Source organism: Azospirillum sp. FG154 (assembly GCF_057809575.1).
In genome coordinates this window covers 56,685-70,862 of sequence record NZ_JBMDKF010000023.1, presented here as the reverse complement: position 1 = coordinate 70,862, position 14,178 = coordinate 56,685, and the positions used below count along the sequence as shown (strand labels likewise).

Sequence of the window (14,178 nt, the reverse complement as noted above, 5' to 3'; positions counted from 1 at the left end):
TCACAGCCCCGGCGCCAACCGTCGGGGCGCCCGCGTCGTCGGCAGACGCAGCGGCCAGCGGCGGAAGGCCAGCAAGCCCACGCACAGGGCGGCGTAGACCAGCGGCGACGTCTGCCAGCCCTTGACCAACAGGATGAAATGCAGGCACCCGGCCAGCCCGGCGAGGAACACGCCCTTGTGCAGCGCGCGCCAACGCTTGCCGCCCAACCGCTTGACCATGCCGTTGGTCGAGGTGGCGGCCAGCGCCGACAGGATGACAAAGGCCCCCATGCCGATGGTGATGTAAGGGCGCTTGATGATTTCTTTCCAGATGGCGGGCCAGTCGAAGAATTGATCCAGCCCGACATAGACCGACAGATGAACGCTGGCGTAGAAAAAGGCGAACAGCCCGATCATCCGACGAAAGCGGGCCAGCGCCGCCACCCCGGTCAACATCCGCAGCGGCGACACCGCCAGCGCGATCAGCAGAAAGCGTATGGCCCACAACCCGCTTTGCTTGACGCTTTCCAGAATCGGTTCGGCCCCCAATTCGCCGCTGTAGGCGAGCCAGACGGTCCAGAACAGTGGAACCAGCGCGACGGCGAAGACGATGGGCTTGGCCCAGCGTGACGACAAAGCGGCGTTGGCGATCTGGCGCAGGTTGGCGGCTGGGGCGCTGGCGGGCGTGTTCGTCATGGTCAGAAATTCGCCCGCAGATCCATGCCGCTGTACAGCGACGCGACCTCTTCGCCATAGCCGTTGAAGGGCAGGGTCTTGCGGCGGGAGAAATCGCCGACCCGCCGTTCGGTCGCCTGACTCCAGCGCGGGTGATCGACGTCGGGATTGACGTTGGAATAAAAGCCGTACTCGCGCGGCTGCGAACGGTTCCAGGCGGTTGGCGGCTGTTCCTTGACCAGCGAGATCTTGACCACCGACTTGATGGATTTGAAACCGTATTTCCACGGAACCACCAACCGGATCGGCGCGCCGCTCTGGTTGGGCAGGGTTTCGCCATACATGCCGACGGCCATCAGGGTCAGCGGATTCATCGCCTCGTCCAGCCGCAGCCCTTCGACATAGGGCCAGTTCAGCACCCAGGATTTTTGCCCGTACATCCGTTCGGGATCCAACAGGGTTTGGAAGGCCACGTATTTGGCGTTGGCGGTCGGCTCCACCCGCTTCAGCAACTCGGCCAGCGGGAAGCCGACCCAGGGGATGACCATCGACCAGCCTTCGACGCAGCGCAGGCGGTAGATGCGCTCCTCCATCGAAAATTTCAGCAGATCGTCGATGCCGATGGTGATCGGCTTGGCGACCTCGCCGTCGATGACGATTTCCCACGGGCGGGTGCGCAGCGCCTTGGCCCCGTCGGCGGGGTCGGACTTGCCGGTGCCGAATTCGTAGAAATTGTTGTAGGTGGTCGCCGACTTCATCGGCGTCACCGCGTCCATCGCCACGTCGGCGGGCTTGCGGGTGGTCGGAACCTGGAAGGTCGCGGCGTCGGCCAGACTGGGCCAGCCCGCCATGCCGCCGACGGCGAAGGCCGCCGCGCCGCCACCGATCAGGCTGCGGCGGGAGAGGAACAGCGCGCGCGGCGTCACCTCGTCCTCACGGGCCTGCGAGGCGGCGGGGAATTTGAACAGCATCGGGTCTCTCCCAATCCAAAGGTCAGGTCATAACCATAGAGCGGGAGGATGGCCCCGGCAAATCACAGGCGGACACTTTCCCGTGAAGAGCGGGTGGAATAAAAATTCCATCGCGCCGTCTTCCGTGACCGCCGCGTCTTGACCGTCCAACGCGGTTCAACGCCGATCATACGGGAGGAACAGCGTTTCCCATCCGGCCTTGGCGTCTGTCAGCACGCGGTGCGGCGGATCACCAAGTCCGGCGCCACCAGATCGACGGTGCGGCGAGGCGGGGCGCCGTCGCACACCTCGGCGATCATCGCCATCAGACGGGTCACTTGCGCGTCGAGATTCGGGCGCAGGCTGCTCAGGCCAAAGGCGGGCCAGGCGGCCATCGGAATGTCGTCGAAGCCCAAAATCGCCACATCCTCCGGCGCCCGCAGCCGGAAGGCGGCGGCGGCCTGAAGCGCGCCCAAGGCGAACATGTCGTTGAAGCAGAACAGCGCGTCGGGCCGCTCCAGCCGGGCGAACAGGCGGGTCGCGGCGTTGTAGCCGCCCTCGAAGCTGTTCTCTTCGGAATGCTCCTCCAGCAGCGGCAACCCGGCGGCGTCGAGCGCCGCCGCCAGACCGGCGCGGCGGCGTTGGTTGGAATCGGTCTGCGACGCCTTGGTCAGATAGGCGATCCGCCGCCGTCCGCTGCGGATCAGGAATTGGCCGCCCAGCAACCCGCCAAGATGGCTGTCGCAGGCGACGCCGCCCAACCCGTCCAACTGGCGGCCAAACTGAAACACCGGGGTGTCGAGCGCCCGCAACTGCCCGACCACCCGGTCGGACACCGTGCCGCCGACGACGATGATGGCGTCCACCTGATAATCCAGCGCGTGCATGGTCGATTCGGTGACGTCCTGCCGGGGCGTTTCCGGGATCACCAGGGCGCGCTTGTCGGCCTCCGCGATGGCCAGCAGCAGCTTTTTCAGCACCAGATCGACGTGCGGGTTTTCCATTTCCGCCAGCAGCAGGGCGACCAGCCCGGTGCTGCGCCCGGTCAGCGACCGCGCGATGGCGTTGGGGCGATAACCCAACGCCTCCGCCGCCGCTTCGATCCGCTTTCGGGTGTCGTCGGACACCAGCCCGTCGCCGAAACAGCGGGACACGGCGGATCGCGACACTCCGGCCTTGTCGGCGACATGCTGGGCGGTCACACGCGATTTCACAGACGCCACCGATCCTGTTGATTGCCGACGTTTTTCGGCTCAGGGCGATTCTGGACCGAGAGCGCATCGCTTCGCAAGCCGCCCGTGGCGGGGCGGGCGGGGATGGGCGTTTTTGCGCTGCACGCGCGTGCATAAACAGTGGTTGTTCGGAGCAAGGAACGCTGACCACGCTGGACGACGGGTGATTGCGGCAGGGCGGCCGACGCCATGCTTCGTATCCCAACGGCTAAAATCTGCGGATTTCCTCGCGAGCGCCGCCGGTGGAATATTTTTTCCATCACCGACGCGCCGAGGGATTGACAGTGATTGGGTGTTCGAATAGCTTATGTGGCGAATGAACGCGCGTGCATTAATCAACCCGAACCCGCCGGATGACTCGTCCGGTCGCGGCGTGGGCGGGGCCGCTCCCCCCGTCCGTTTGTGACGACGGCGTGAACGCCGCCGCTGGAGCCAAAACACACCAAATTCTTTGGGAGGACCCTCATGCATCGCAACAACCGCCGCCGTTGGACGGTCACATCGTCGCTGTCCCGTCTGGCGCTGTTGGCGTCCGGCGCGCTGGCGGCCTTTGGCGCCGTTGCAGGCCTTGCTCCCACTGCGGCGTCCGCCGCCGAGGTGGTCGTCTATTGTTCGGTCAACGAGGATTGGTGCCGCGAGGCCGTGACTTCGTTTGAGCGGCAAACCGGCGTCAAGACGCTGATGACGCGCAAAAGCTCGGGCGAGGTCTACGCGCAGCTCCGCGCGGAAAAGACCAACCCCAAGGCCGACGTCTGGTTCGGCGGTTCGGGCGATCCGCATTTGCAGGCCGCCGAGGAAGGGCTGACCGAACCCTACAAATCGAACAAGTTGGACGAGCTGTACGGTTGGGCGGTGAAGCAGGCGGAAAACTCCCATTACCGCACCGTCGGAATTTACATGGGCGCGTTGGGCTTCGGGTACAACCGGGATCTGCTGGCCAAGCGCAAGCTGACCCCGCCCGCCTGCTGGTCCGATCTGATCGGCGCGGGCTTCCGTGACGAGGTTCAGGTCGCCGATCCCAACTCGTCCGGCACCTCCTACACCATGCTGGCGACGCTGGTGCAGTTGATGGGCGAGGACGCCGCCTTCGACTACATGAAAAAGCTGCACAAGAACGTCAACCAATACACCAAATCCGGCGCCGCTCCGGCCAAATCGGCGGCGCAGGGGGAAACCATGGTCGGCATCGCCTTCCAGCATGACTTGCTGACCGAGGTGTTGGCGGGCGCCCCCGTCTCCATCGTCGCGCCGTGCGAAGGCACCGGCTACGAAATCGGCTCCATGAGCATCATCAAGGGCGCGCGCAATATGGAGACGGCCAAGGCCTTCTACGAATGGGCGCTGACGCCGGAAGCTCAGGCGCTGTCGGCCAAGGTGAAGAATTACCAGATCCCCAGCAACGCGGGCGCGCCGATTCCGTCGGAAGCGCCGCGCATCGACAAGATGAAGCTGATTTCCTACGACTTCGCGCGCTACGGTTCGACCGCCGAACGCACCCGCCTGCTCGGCAAGTGGGACCGCGAGATCAAGTCCCTGTCGAAATAGGCGGTCCCCATCATGCAACGACGTCTGGGTTTCTGGTTGGCGGCGGGCTGGGCGGCGGTTCTGCTGCTGCCCTGGCACATCGCCGAGGGCTGGCCCACCCCCTGGCTAACCGGCTCCAACGACGCTGGCGGCGGTTCGGCGCTGCTTCAGGGGCTGCTTCTTGGCCGGTGGTGGCTGTCGCCGCTGGCCCTGCCGCTGTTGGCGGGGCTGGTGGGGGCGCTGAGTCCGGATTCGCAAGGCCGCCCACGCGCCGCTTGGTTGATCGGCGCCGGTTTGGGCGGGCTTGGGTGGTTGGCGCTGGAAAGTGTGCTGGTCGCTCAGCCGGGCTTGGGGTTGGGCGCGGTGCTCTACGCCGTGACCGCGCTGGTTTTGTGCGCCCATGGGTTGGCGCTGCGCGGCTGGTGCAAGGGCGACGTCTTCATCGTGTCGTCCATCGGTTTGGTGCTGGGGTCGATCCTGGTCTTCGTCGGCTATCCGGTCATCCGTATTTTGCTTTCGGCGGTGCAGGACAATGATGGGCATCTGACGTTGGTCGGGCTGTTCGACAAGCTGACCGACGGCGGAATCTGGGGCCTGGGCTGCGTCACCGGGTCGGGCAGCGTGTGCGGCGTGGCCTGGAACACGCTGGCGCTGGCGACCGTGGTCGGGTTGATGACCACGCTGAGCGGGCTGGCCTTCGCCTTGATCGCCGTGCGCACGGGGTTCCGCTTCAAGGCGGCGCTGCGTCTGGTGTCGATCCTGCCGGTCATCACCCCGCCCTTCGTCATCGGTCTGGCCATCATCCTGCTGTTCGGGCGGGCGGGCGTCGTCACCGACCTGATGTCCACCCTGTTCGACAGTCCCCGCTCGCGCTGGATTTACGGCATGCCGGGGGTGGCGATGGCGCAAGTCCTTGCCTTCACGCCGATTTCCTTCCTGGTGTTGGTCGGCGTGCTGCAAGGCGTCAGCCCGACGCTGGAGGAAGCCTCGCAAACCCTGCGGGCCACCCCGTGGGTGACGTTCCGCACGGTGACTCTGCCCTTGATCCGCCCCGGCTTGGCCAACGCCTTTTTGATCTCCTTCATCGAAAGCCTGGCTGATTTCGGCAACCCGTTGGTGCTGGGCGGCAATTTCGACGTGCTGTCCACCAAGATCTTCTTCGCCGTGGTCGGCGCCGCGCAGGATCAAGGCCGGGCGGCGGCGCTGGCGATCATCCTGCTGTCCTTCACCCTGTCGGCCTTTTTGGCGCAACGTCTGTGGCTGGGCCGCCGGTCCTACACGACGGTGTCGGGCAAGGGCGACGCCGGTTTGGCCAGCCCGCTGCCGATCGGCGTGCGTTGGATCGCGACAATCATCGCGGCGCTGTGGACGGCGCTGACCCTGCTGGTCTATGGCGCCATCCTGGTCGGCGGTTTCCTGAAAAGCCTGGGGCGCGACAACACCCCGACGTTGATCCATTACCAGACCGCCTTCGGGATCGAGCATGGCCCCAACGGCTGGTGGTTCAGCGGCTCCGCCTGGGATTCGCTGTTCACCACGCTGGGGGTGTCGCTGGTCGCCATGCCGCTGACCGCCGCGCTGGGTCTGCTGACCGCCTATCTGCTGGTTCGCCAGAACTTCATCGGGCGCGGCGCGTTCGAGTTCATCACGATGCTGAGCTTCGCCATTCCCGGCACGGTGATCGGCGTCAGCTACATCCTGGCCTTCAACACGCCGCCCATCGAGCTGACCGGCACCGGCCTGATCCTCATCATCGCCTTCGTCTTCCGCAACATGCCGGTGGGCATCCGCGCCGGCATCGCCACGCTGAGCCAGATCGACAAAAGCCTGGACGAAGCGTCGCTGACGCTGGGCGCGCGGTCCTTCACCACGCTGCGCCGGGTGATCCTGCCCTTGCTGCGCCCGGCCATCGTCACCGCCATGGTGTACAGCTTCGTCCGCGCCATCACCAGCGTCAGCGCCGTCATCTTCCTGGTCACGGCCAAATACAACCTCGCCACCGCCTACATCGTCGGGCGGGCGGAGGTTGGCGAATATGGTCTGGCCATCGCCTATTCCTCGGTCCTCATCGCCATCATGGTGCTGGCGCTGCTGATGATCCAACTGCTGGTCGGCGAACGCCGCCTTGGCCGCCGCGCCTCCGCCCTGTCCGTCCGCTCTTCAGCCTCGAAGGTCAACGCATGACCCATTTTCCGACCTCCGTTCCGCTGGGAACGCCCGCCCCCGCCCCCGCCCCCGCCTCATCCGTCAACCGCCCAGCGGTGGAGTTCCGCGCCGTCACCAAGCGCTACGGCGCCTTCACCGCCGTGACCGACGTCAGCTTTTCCATCGAAACCGGCACGCTGGTGACGCTGCTTGGCCCGTCGGGCTGCGGCAAGACCACCACCTTGCGGATGATCGCCGGGCTGGAGCAGACCTCGATTGGCAGCATCCTGATCGGTGGGGAGGACGTCACCACCCGATCCGCCGCCGAACGCGACGTCAGCATGGTGTTCCAGAGCTACGCGCTGTTCCCGCACATGTCGGTTCTCGACAACGTCGCCTATGGGCTGGTGGTTGGCGGCATGGCGAAAAAGCAGGCGGAAGAGGCCGCGCGCGCCAAGCTGGAGCTGGTCGGGCTGGCCGGTCTGGAAAAACGGCTGCCCAGCGAATTGTCGGGCGGCCAACAGCAGCGCGTCGCCGTGGCCCGCGCCATCGTGCTGGAGCCGCGCGTCCTGCTGTTCGACGAGCCGCTGTCGAATCTGGACGCCAAGATGCGCCGCCGGGTGCGCGAGGACATCCGCCAGCTTCAGCAAAGCCTGAAACTGACCGTCGTCTACGTCACCCACGACCAGGAAGAGGCGCTGGCCGTGTCCGACCGCATCATCGTGATGGCGGGCGGCACGATCGCGCAGGACGGCTCGCCGCGCGATCTGTACGAGCGCCCGGCCAGCCGTTTCATCGCCGACTTCATCGGCGACGCCAACATCGTTCCGGCGCTGTTGGAGGCGCGCGACGGCGGGCTTGGCCGCTTCAAGGTCGGCGCGGCCTCGCTGATCCTGCCGCACCGCGACGTGGCCGAGGGGCCGGTCGAACTGGCCGTCCGCCCGCACGCCATCCAGTTGGCGGCGGCGGGCGAGGCGAGCGGCGGCGTTCCGGGCCGCATCCTCTACGCCGCCTATCTGGGCGATCACATGGAGTATGAGGTCGCCGTGACGCTGGGCGGGCGCGAGATCACGCTGTTCGCCTGCACGCTCGACGTGGACTCCCCGCGCGCGATTGGCGACGCGGTGTCCGTCGGCTTCGCGCCGCAGAGCGTCACCGTCATTCCCGCTTGATCGTCCGCAACACCCCATCGGGCCGCGTCGGCCCGCAGCGATAAGGAAGTCCGCCGTGGGCGCCACGCATTGTTTCGCCGCCGCCGCTTTGGCCGCGACCGTGACCTTGACGGGAAGTTTTCTGGCCGGCGCCGCGCGGGCGGAACCGGCGGATCCCAAGCTGTCGGTCATCGACAACATCGTCGTCATCTATCTGGAAAACCGCAGCTTCGACACGCTGTACGGGCTGTTTCCGGGGGCCGAGGGGCTGGAATCCGCCCAGCGGACCCAGGCCGGAACCATCCAGGTGGACCGCGACGGCAAACCCTTCGCCACGCTGCCGCCGCCGCTGGACGGCAAGAAGAAGCCGGACGCCCGGCTGGCCCACGTCACCGCCAACGGGCCGTTCCGCCTGGATCCGGCGGTTGGTCTGACCGACCGCGTCGCCAGCCCGATCCACGCCTTTTTCACCCACCAGCGTCAGATCAACGGCGGGCGCAACGACCGTTTCGTGTCGGAAGGCACCACCGGCGGCCTGCCGATGGGCTATTTCGACGGCTCGTCGATGGCGCTGTGGGACGTCGCCAAGCGCTACACGCTTGCCGATCACTTCTTTCAGTCGGCCTTTGGCGGGTCGTTCCTCAATCACATGTGGCTGGTCTGCGCCTGCACCCCGGTGTTCCCCAACGCGCCCGACGCGCTGCGCGAGGTCGCCGGAACCGGCAAGGACGCCAAGGGCGGGGAGCCGACCGTCACCGCCGACGGCTACGCGGTCAACACCATCCAAGGGGCGTGGCTGCACGACACGAGCTTGGAGCAGACCTTGCTGCCGGTCCAGACGCTGCCGACCATCGGCGACCGGCTGACCGACAAGGGAATTGGTTGGACCTATTACGCGGGCGATTTCGATCAAGCGGTGGCCGGGATGGCGGCCAAGCAAAGCCCCGACGGCTTTTCCTTCCACCATCACCCCTTCACCTATTTCAAGCGTTTCGTCGACAGCGCCGAGGAGCGGTCGCTCCATCTGAAGGATCTGACCGATTTTGAAACCGCCATCCTCGACGGCGCGTTGCCGCCGGTGGCCTTTTACAAGCCGACCGGCAAATACAACCAGCATCCCGGCAAGGCGTCGGTGGCCGACGGCGACCGCCACGTCGCCGACCTGATTGGCCTGCTGGAGAAAAGCCCGCAATGGAAGAGGATGGTGGTGATCGTCACCTCTGACGAAAATGGCGGTTTCTGGGATCATGTGGTTCCGCCCAAGGGCGACCGCTGGGGGCCGGGGTCGCGCATTCCCGCCTTGATCGTTTCCCCCTTCGCCCGCAAGGGCGTGGTCGATCACACGCCCTATGAAACAGTGTCGATCCTGCGGTTGATTGAGCAGCGCTTCGGCCTGGATCCGTTGGGCGAGCGTGACGCCAAGGCGACCAGCCTCGCCCGCGCGCTCGACCTTCCCTAACCCCTGTTTTTTCACACTTTCAAGACGACCGGGCCGACCCTGTGGGGCGGCGCCGATGGAGCCTGCACGCCATGACCGATTTTGACAGCCGCCGCCGCCTCGCCATCGACCTCGCCGTGGAGGCGGGCGCGCTCGCCCGTTCCATGCGCCAGGGGTTGGGGGCGATTGAAAGCAAAAGCAGCATTGATTTCTGCACCGCCGCCGATCTGGCCGTAGAAACCCTGGTCCGCCAGCGCCTCGCCGACGCCTTCGGCGATCCGGTGATCGGGGAGGAGGCCGGGGGCGAACCCGCCGATCTGGTGTGGGTGGTCGATCCCATCGACGGCACCACCAACTACATCCACGGCACGAACAACTGGTGCGTCTCGCTGGCGCTGGTTCAGCGCGGCGTGGTCGAGCTTGGCGTGATTTACGCCCCCGACCTCGACCAACTGTTCGTCGCCCGGCGCGGCGCGGGGGCGACGATGAACGGGCGGGCGATCCGCGCCAGCGGCTTGCGCCATGGCGGCGGGGCGGTGGTCGAAATGGGCTGGTCGGCGCGCCGCCCGCTGGCGCACAGCCTGGATCTCATCACCCGGATGATCGCCGACAACATCGAGTTCCGCCGCTGCGGGTCCGGCGCCATGGGGTTGGCCAACGTCGCGCTTGGCGTCAGCGACGGTTATGTCGAGCTGCACATCAACGCCTGGGACGCGCTGGCCGGTTTGCTGCTGGTTCGCGAGGCGGGCGGCTGGACCAATGACTTCCTGGCTGACGACGGCCTGCGCCACGGCAATGTGGTCGTCGCCTGCACCGCCGAACTGACCGAACGGCTGTTGGCGCTGGAGCCGCTGCGCGGCGTGGCCTGACGCCGCGCGCCCGTTTGATTTCATGAGTCCTCCACGGCGCGATGGGCGCGTGGTCCTTGCTCCCCGTCGTCCGATCCGCGTGATCGGACGACGGGGAGTTTTTTCATGTCCGGGGCGTGGTGATTTCCCGATTGACCGGCTGATTATGTACATACATTATCGTCGCCACGCTGAGCGATGATGCGGAGGGCGGGGTGCAGGGTGCGGCGCGACAGAGCCTGACCGAGCGCGCGAGCGGCGCGGATCCCAGCCTTGACGGCAAGGGGCCGCTGTTTGGTCAGATCAAGCGCGCGGTCGCCGGGCAAATCCTGCGCGGGCGTTGGCAGGCCGGGGAACGGTTGCCCAACGAAGAACAGCTTTCCTCCCTGTATGGCGTGTCGCGCCAGACCGTGCACAAGGCCATCGCGCTTCTGGCGCGCGAGGGCTTTCTCGTCCGCCGCCGCCGGGCCGGAACCTTCGTCGCCAGCGTGCGGCATGACCGTTTCGCCCTGCCGATCGAGGACATTGGCGACGTCATCGCCCGCAGCGGCGGCGTGTATGAATTCCGCATTCTCGACCGCAAAACCTTGCGCAACGGCGAGGCGATCCGCTGGCCCGACGTGCCGGACGGAACCCCGCTGCTGTCCCTGGAATGCCTGCATCTGAGCGACGGCGCGCCGATCCAGTTCGAGCGGCGCCTGGTCAATCTCGACGCCGTGCCGGAGGTGGCCGACGAGCCGTTCGACAGCGTCGCCCCCAGCCGTTGGCTGGTCAATCAGGTGCCCTGGTCGTCCGCCGAACACACCGTCAAGGCGGTCAACGCCGCCGCCGACATCGCGGCGCTGTTGGGGGTGGAGCCGGGAACGGCCTGCCTGTCGATCCGCCGCCAGACCGTTCATCTGAACCGCAGCATCACGCTGGTTCATTTCCTGTCCGTCGGCGAGCGTTTCAGCCTGAGCGGCTCGTCGATCACCGACAGCGCGACGGAGCTTAATTTGTAAACACAAAAGACCGGCGATCCGTCAACCAGCGCCGGTCATCCAACAGGGGGTTCAACGATTATGGAGTCTTTTGCGATGCGCGTCTCGACGAACACGACCGGCCGTTTCGGCCAAACCCTGCGCGCCGCCCTGCTGGGCGCGGCGGTTCTGGCGCTGGGCGGCGCCGCCGGCGCGATGGCCGACACGCTGGCCGACGTCAAGAAATCCGGCACGATCAACGTCGCCACCGAAATGCAGTTTCCGCCCTTCGATTTCCTGGAAAACAACGAATACAAGGGCGTTGACCGCGACTTGATCGACGAGGTCGCCAAGGAGCTGGGCGTCAAGCCGAAATACATCGATCTGCCCTGGACCAGCGTTCTGCCCGGTCTGGAAGCCAAGAAGTTCGATCTGGTCATCGCCCCCGTCACCATCACGAAGGAGCGCATGAAGCGCTATTCCTTCACCGTGCCGATTTCCGAAGCGACGGCGGCGATGATGAAGCGCACCGGCGACACGTCGATCAACAAGCCCGAAGACATCGCGGGCAAGAATGTCGGCGGCGGCAAGGGCACCTCGCAGTTGGCCCAGGTCAAGGAATTCGCCCAGGCTCTGACCCCGGCCCCGACCATCAAGGAGTATGTGGACAGCAACCAGTCCTACGCCGATCTGGCCGCCGGTCGGGTGGACGTGTCGGTGAACTCGCTGCCGAACCTCGCCTTCGCCGCCGCCCAGCGCAAGGAGACCTTCACCGTCGTCATGCCGCCGTTCGGCAAGCCGTCCTTCTTCTCGTGGGTTGGCCGTCCCGGCGACGACGACAAGAGCCTGATCGAGGCGGTGAACGTCGCGCTGGTCAAGATCCAGAAGGATGGCCGCATGGCGGCGATTCAAAAGAAGTGGTTCGGCGTCTCCGCCGATCTGCCGACGGTCGTTCCCGAACCGCAATTCTGATCGGTTTCCCAACGACCGTTTCAGGAACGAAAGCCCCGTCTTCCCCTGCGGGGGACGGGGCTTTCCCAGGCTTGCGGGCCGACGCAAGCTTGCGGCTTTGAGAATCCGAAGGTGTGCCGATGAAGTTCAGCGTCATCGTTGACGCGCTGCCCCATCTGTTGGGGGCGGCGGTCACGACCATTTGGATCTCGCTGCTCGGCGTCCTGCTGGGGCAGGTGATCGGCGTGCTCGTCTGCGTGGCGCGGCAATCCGGCAACCGGGGCCTGGACATGGCGGGCGGCGTCTATGTCAGCTTTTTTCGCGGCGTGCCGCTGCTGATCCAACTTTTGTTGATCTATTACATGCTGCCCTTGATCGGCATCGACGTGCCGCCGCTGGTCGCCGCCATCAGCGCGCTCAGCCTCGCGTCGGGCGCTTATGTGTCGGAGATTTATCGCGGCTCGCTGAACGCCGTGCCGCATGGCCAATCGGAAGCGGCGCTGGCGTTGGGCTTTTCCAGCAAGACCATCTGGACCCGCATTTTGCTGCCGCAAGCCTTCCGCTTTTCCGTTCCGGCTCTGGTCAACGAGTTGATTTTGCTGTTGAAGGCGTCTTCGCTGATCTCCGTCGTCGGGGTGGCGGAGTTGACGCGGACCAGCCAGACCATTTCGGCCAGCAACTTCCGCCCGCTGGAAATCTATCTGGCGGCGGGCGTCATCTATCTGGCGATCAACAGCGCGCTGGCCCTGTTCGGCACGCTGGTCGAACGCCGTCTTCAGCAGGGGTGAGGCGACCGATCCATGGACTCCAACCTGCTTGTTCAATACGGCCCGGCGCTGCTGCGCGGCTTCGGCGTGACGATCATGTGCTGGGCGGCGGGCTGCGCCATCGGCTTGGCGCTGGGCTTCGTTCTGATGCTGCTGCGGCGGATCGACGTCAAACCGCTGCGCTGGATCATCCGCACGTACATTGAAGTGATCCGGGGCACCCCCTTTCTCATCCAACTGTTCCTGCTCTACAGCGGCGGCCCGGCCATCGGCCTGCGGTTGGAGGCGACGACCGCCGGGATCCTCGGGCTGGGCGTCTATGGCAGCGCCTATTTCGCCGAGATTTTCCGCGCGGGCTATCAGGCGGTGCCGAAGGGGCAGGTGGAGGCGGCGCTCAGCCTTGGCATGCCCTATGGCGGCATTCTGCGCCGGGTGATTCTGCCCGGCATGCTGGTGTCCACCATCCCGGCGCTGGTCAACATGATGGCGATCTTGACCAAGGAAACCGTCGTGCTGTCGATCATCACCGTGCCGGAATTGATGTACGAGATGCAGACGATGGCGGCGGAGACCTTCGCCAGTTTTGAAACCATTCTGGGCATGGCGCTGTTTTACTGGCTGCTGGTCGAGGCGGTGTCGCGCCTGGGCCGCCGTCTGGAAACGCGCATGACCCGCTTCCTGTCCCACCCGTCGAACGCGAGGGCCTGACGATGGCCGTGACCGATACCCCAACCGCCTCCGTCCAGCGCGTCGCCGCCGCCGATGACACCGCCCCGATGGTGACGATTCGCGGCGTCAGCAAGGCCTATGGCAGCAACGAGGTGCTGCGCGACATCGACCTGACCGTGAACAAGTCGGAGGTCGTCTGTCTGATCGGCCCCAGCGGATCGGGCAAAAGCACGCTGCTGCGCTGCGTCAACTTCCTGGAGGTCTATGATCGCGGCGAAATCCGCATCGAAGGCCAACTGGTCGGCTACAGCGACACGACGCCGCGCCGCCGCCTGTCGAACGCCGAACTGCGCGGCCTGCGCCGCAACGTCGGCATGGTGTTCCAGCAGTTCAATCTGTGGCCCCACATGACGGCGCTGGAAAACGTCGCCGAGGCGCTGGTTCAGGTGCGTGGGCTGGACAAGATCGCCGCCGCCGAGCGCGCCCGCCTGATGCTGGCCCGCGTCGGGCTGGCCGACAAGGCCGATAGCTACCCGTCGCGCCTGTCCGGCGGGCAGCAACAGCGCGTCGCCATCGCCCGCGTCATCGCCATGGAACCGCATCTGATGCTGTTCGACGAGCCGACCTCCGCCCTTGATCCCGAATTGGTCGGCGAGGTGTTGCAGGTCATGCGCGATCTGGCCGCCGAGGGCATGACCATGGTGGTGGTGACGCACGAAATGGGCTTCGCCGCCAACGTGGCCGACCGCGTGGCCTTCCTCGACCGTGGCCGCATCGCCGCCTTCGGCCCGCCGCGTCAGGTCTTCCACGAAAGCCCGGAACCGCGTCTGACGCAGTTCCTGCAAACCTACCACGAGCGCAACAGCTTCTGACCGTCGCGCCCGTCGCGG

General features: G+C 65.9%; 13 protein-coding genes. 10 read left to right on the top strand and 3 right to left on the bottom strand.

From position 1 onward, the window contains the following. The 3 genes from msrQ to ACODS4_RS21910 all read right to left on the bottom strand — a co-directional run bounded on the left by msrQ (position 1) and on the right by ACODS4_RS21910 (position 2,818). Positions 1-675 carry a protein-methionine-sulfoxide reductase heme-binding subunit MsrQ gene (gene msrQ, locus ACODS4_RS21920; RefSeq protein ID WP_488867528.1) on the bottom strand — a complete coding sequence of 225 codons (675 nt, stop codon included), beginning with the start codon at positions 673-675 and terminating at the stop codon, positions 1-3. A 2-nt stretch (positions 676-677) separates the two neighbouring features. Then, the gene (msrP, locus tag ACODS4_RS21915) at positions 678-1,625 is read right to left on the bottom strand and encodes a protein-methionine-sulfoxide reductase catalytic subunit MsrP (RefSeq protein ID WP_488867526.1); all 948 of its coding nucleotides are present in this window, start codon (positions 1,623-1,625) and stop codon (positions 678-680) included. 209 nt (positions 1,626-1,834) lie between these two features. Then, positions 1,835-2,818: a LacI family DNA-binding transcriptional regulator gene (locus ACODS4_RS21910; RefSeq protein ID WP_488867524.1), complete on the bottom strand. Its 984-nt coding sequence runs from the start codon at positions 2,816-2,818 to the stop codon at positions 1,835-1,837. A 483-nt stretch (positions 2,819-3,301) separates the two neighbouring features. Between ACODS4_RS21910 and ACODS4_RS21905 the strand changes: the two genes are divergently transcribed. From ACODS4_RS21905 to ACODS4_RS21860, 10 genes are all read left to right on the top strand, one after another. Further along, positions 3,302-4,381 (top strand): ABC transporter substrate-binding protein, encoded by a 1,080-nt coding sequence (locus ACODS4_RS21905; RefSeq protein ID WP_488867522.1) that lies wholly within the window; start codon positions 3,302-3,304, stop codon positions 4,379-4,381. 12 nt (positions 4,382-4,393) lie between these two features. Beyond that, positions 4,394-6,544, top strand: a complete 2,151-nt coding sequence (locus tag ACODS4_RS21900) for an ABC transporter permease (protein ID WP_488867520.1) — start codon at positions 4,394-4,396, stop codon at positions 6,542-6,544. After that, on the top strand, positions 6,541-7,677 hold the full coding sequence (locus ACODS4_RS21895) for an ABC transporter ATP-binding protein (protein ID WP_488867518.1): 1,137 nt from the start codon (positions 6,541-6,543) through the stop codon (positions 7,675-7,677). The genes ACODS4_RS21900 and ACODS4_RS21895 overlap by 4 nt, the downstream gene beginning before the upstream one ends. Positions 7,678-7,732: 55 nt before the next feature. Further along, positions 7,733-9,115 carry an alkaline phosphatase family protein gene (locus tag ACODS4_RS21890; RefSeq protein ID WP_488867516.1) on the top strand — a complete coding sequence of 461 codons (1,383 nt, stop codon included), beginning with the start codon at positions 7,733-7,735 and terminating at the stop codon, positions 9,113-9,115. Positions 9,116-9,186: 71 nt separating this feature from the next. Continuing rightward, positions 9,187-9,963, top strand: a complete 777-nt coding sequence (locus ACODS4_RS21885; RefSeq protein ID WP_488867514.1) for an inositol monophosphatase family protein — start codon at positions 9,187-9,189, stop codon at positions 9,961-9,963. A 194-nt stretch (positions 9,964-10,157) separates the two neighbouring features. After that, on the top strand, positions 10,158-10,943 hold the full coding sequence (gene hutC / locus ACODS4_RS21880) for a histidine utilization transcriptional repressor HutC (RefSeq protein WP_488867512.1): 786 nt from the start codon (positions 10,158-10,160) through the stop codon (positions 10,941-10,943). Positions 10,944-11,018: 75 nt separating this feature from the next. Further along, positions 11,019-11,873, top strand: coding sequence for a transporter substrate-binding domain-containing protein (locus ACODS4_RS21875; RefSeq protein ID WP_488867510.1), 855 nt, complete (start codon positions 11,019-11,021; stop codon positions 11,871-11,873). 119 nt (positions 11,874-11,992) lie between these two features. Next, entirely contained in the window at positions 11,993-12,640 is a 648-nt protein-coding gene (locus ACODS4_RS21870) for an amino acid ABC transporter permease (protein WP_488867508.1), read from the top strand. Between the two features lie 12 nt (positions 12,641-12,652). Continuing rightward, the gene (locus ACODS4_RS21865) at positions 12,653-13,327 is read left to right on the top strand and encodes an amino acid ABC transporter permease (RefSeq protein WP_488867506.1); all 675 of its coding nucleotides are present in this window, start codon (positions 12,653-12,655) and stop codon (positions 13,325-13,327) included. Between the two features lie 2 nt (positions 13,328-13,329). Further along, the gene (locus ACODS4_RS21860; protein WP_488867505.1) at positions 13,330-14,160 is read left to right on the top strand and encodes an amino acid ABC transporter ATP-binding protein; all 831 of its coding nucleotides are present in this window, start codon (positions 13,330-13,332) and stop codon (positions 14,158-14,160) included. The last annotated feature ends 18 nt before the right edge of the window (positions 14,161-14,178 follow it).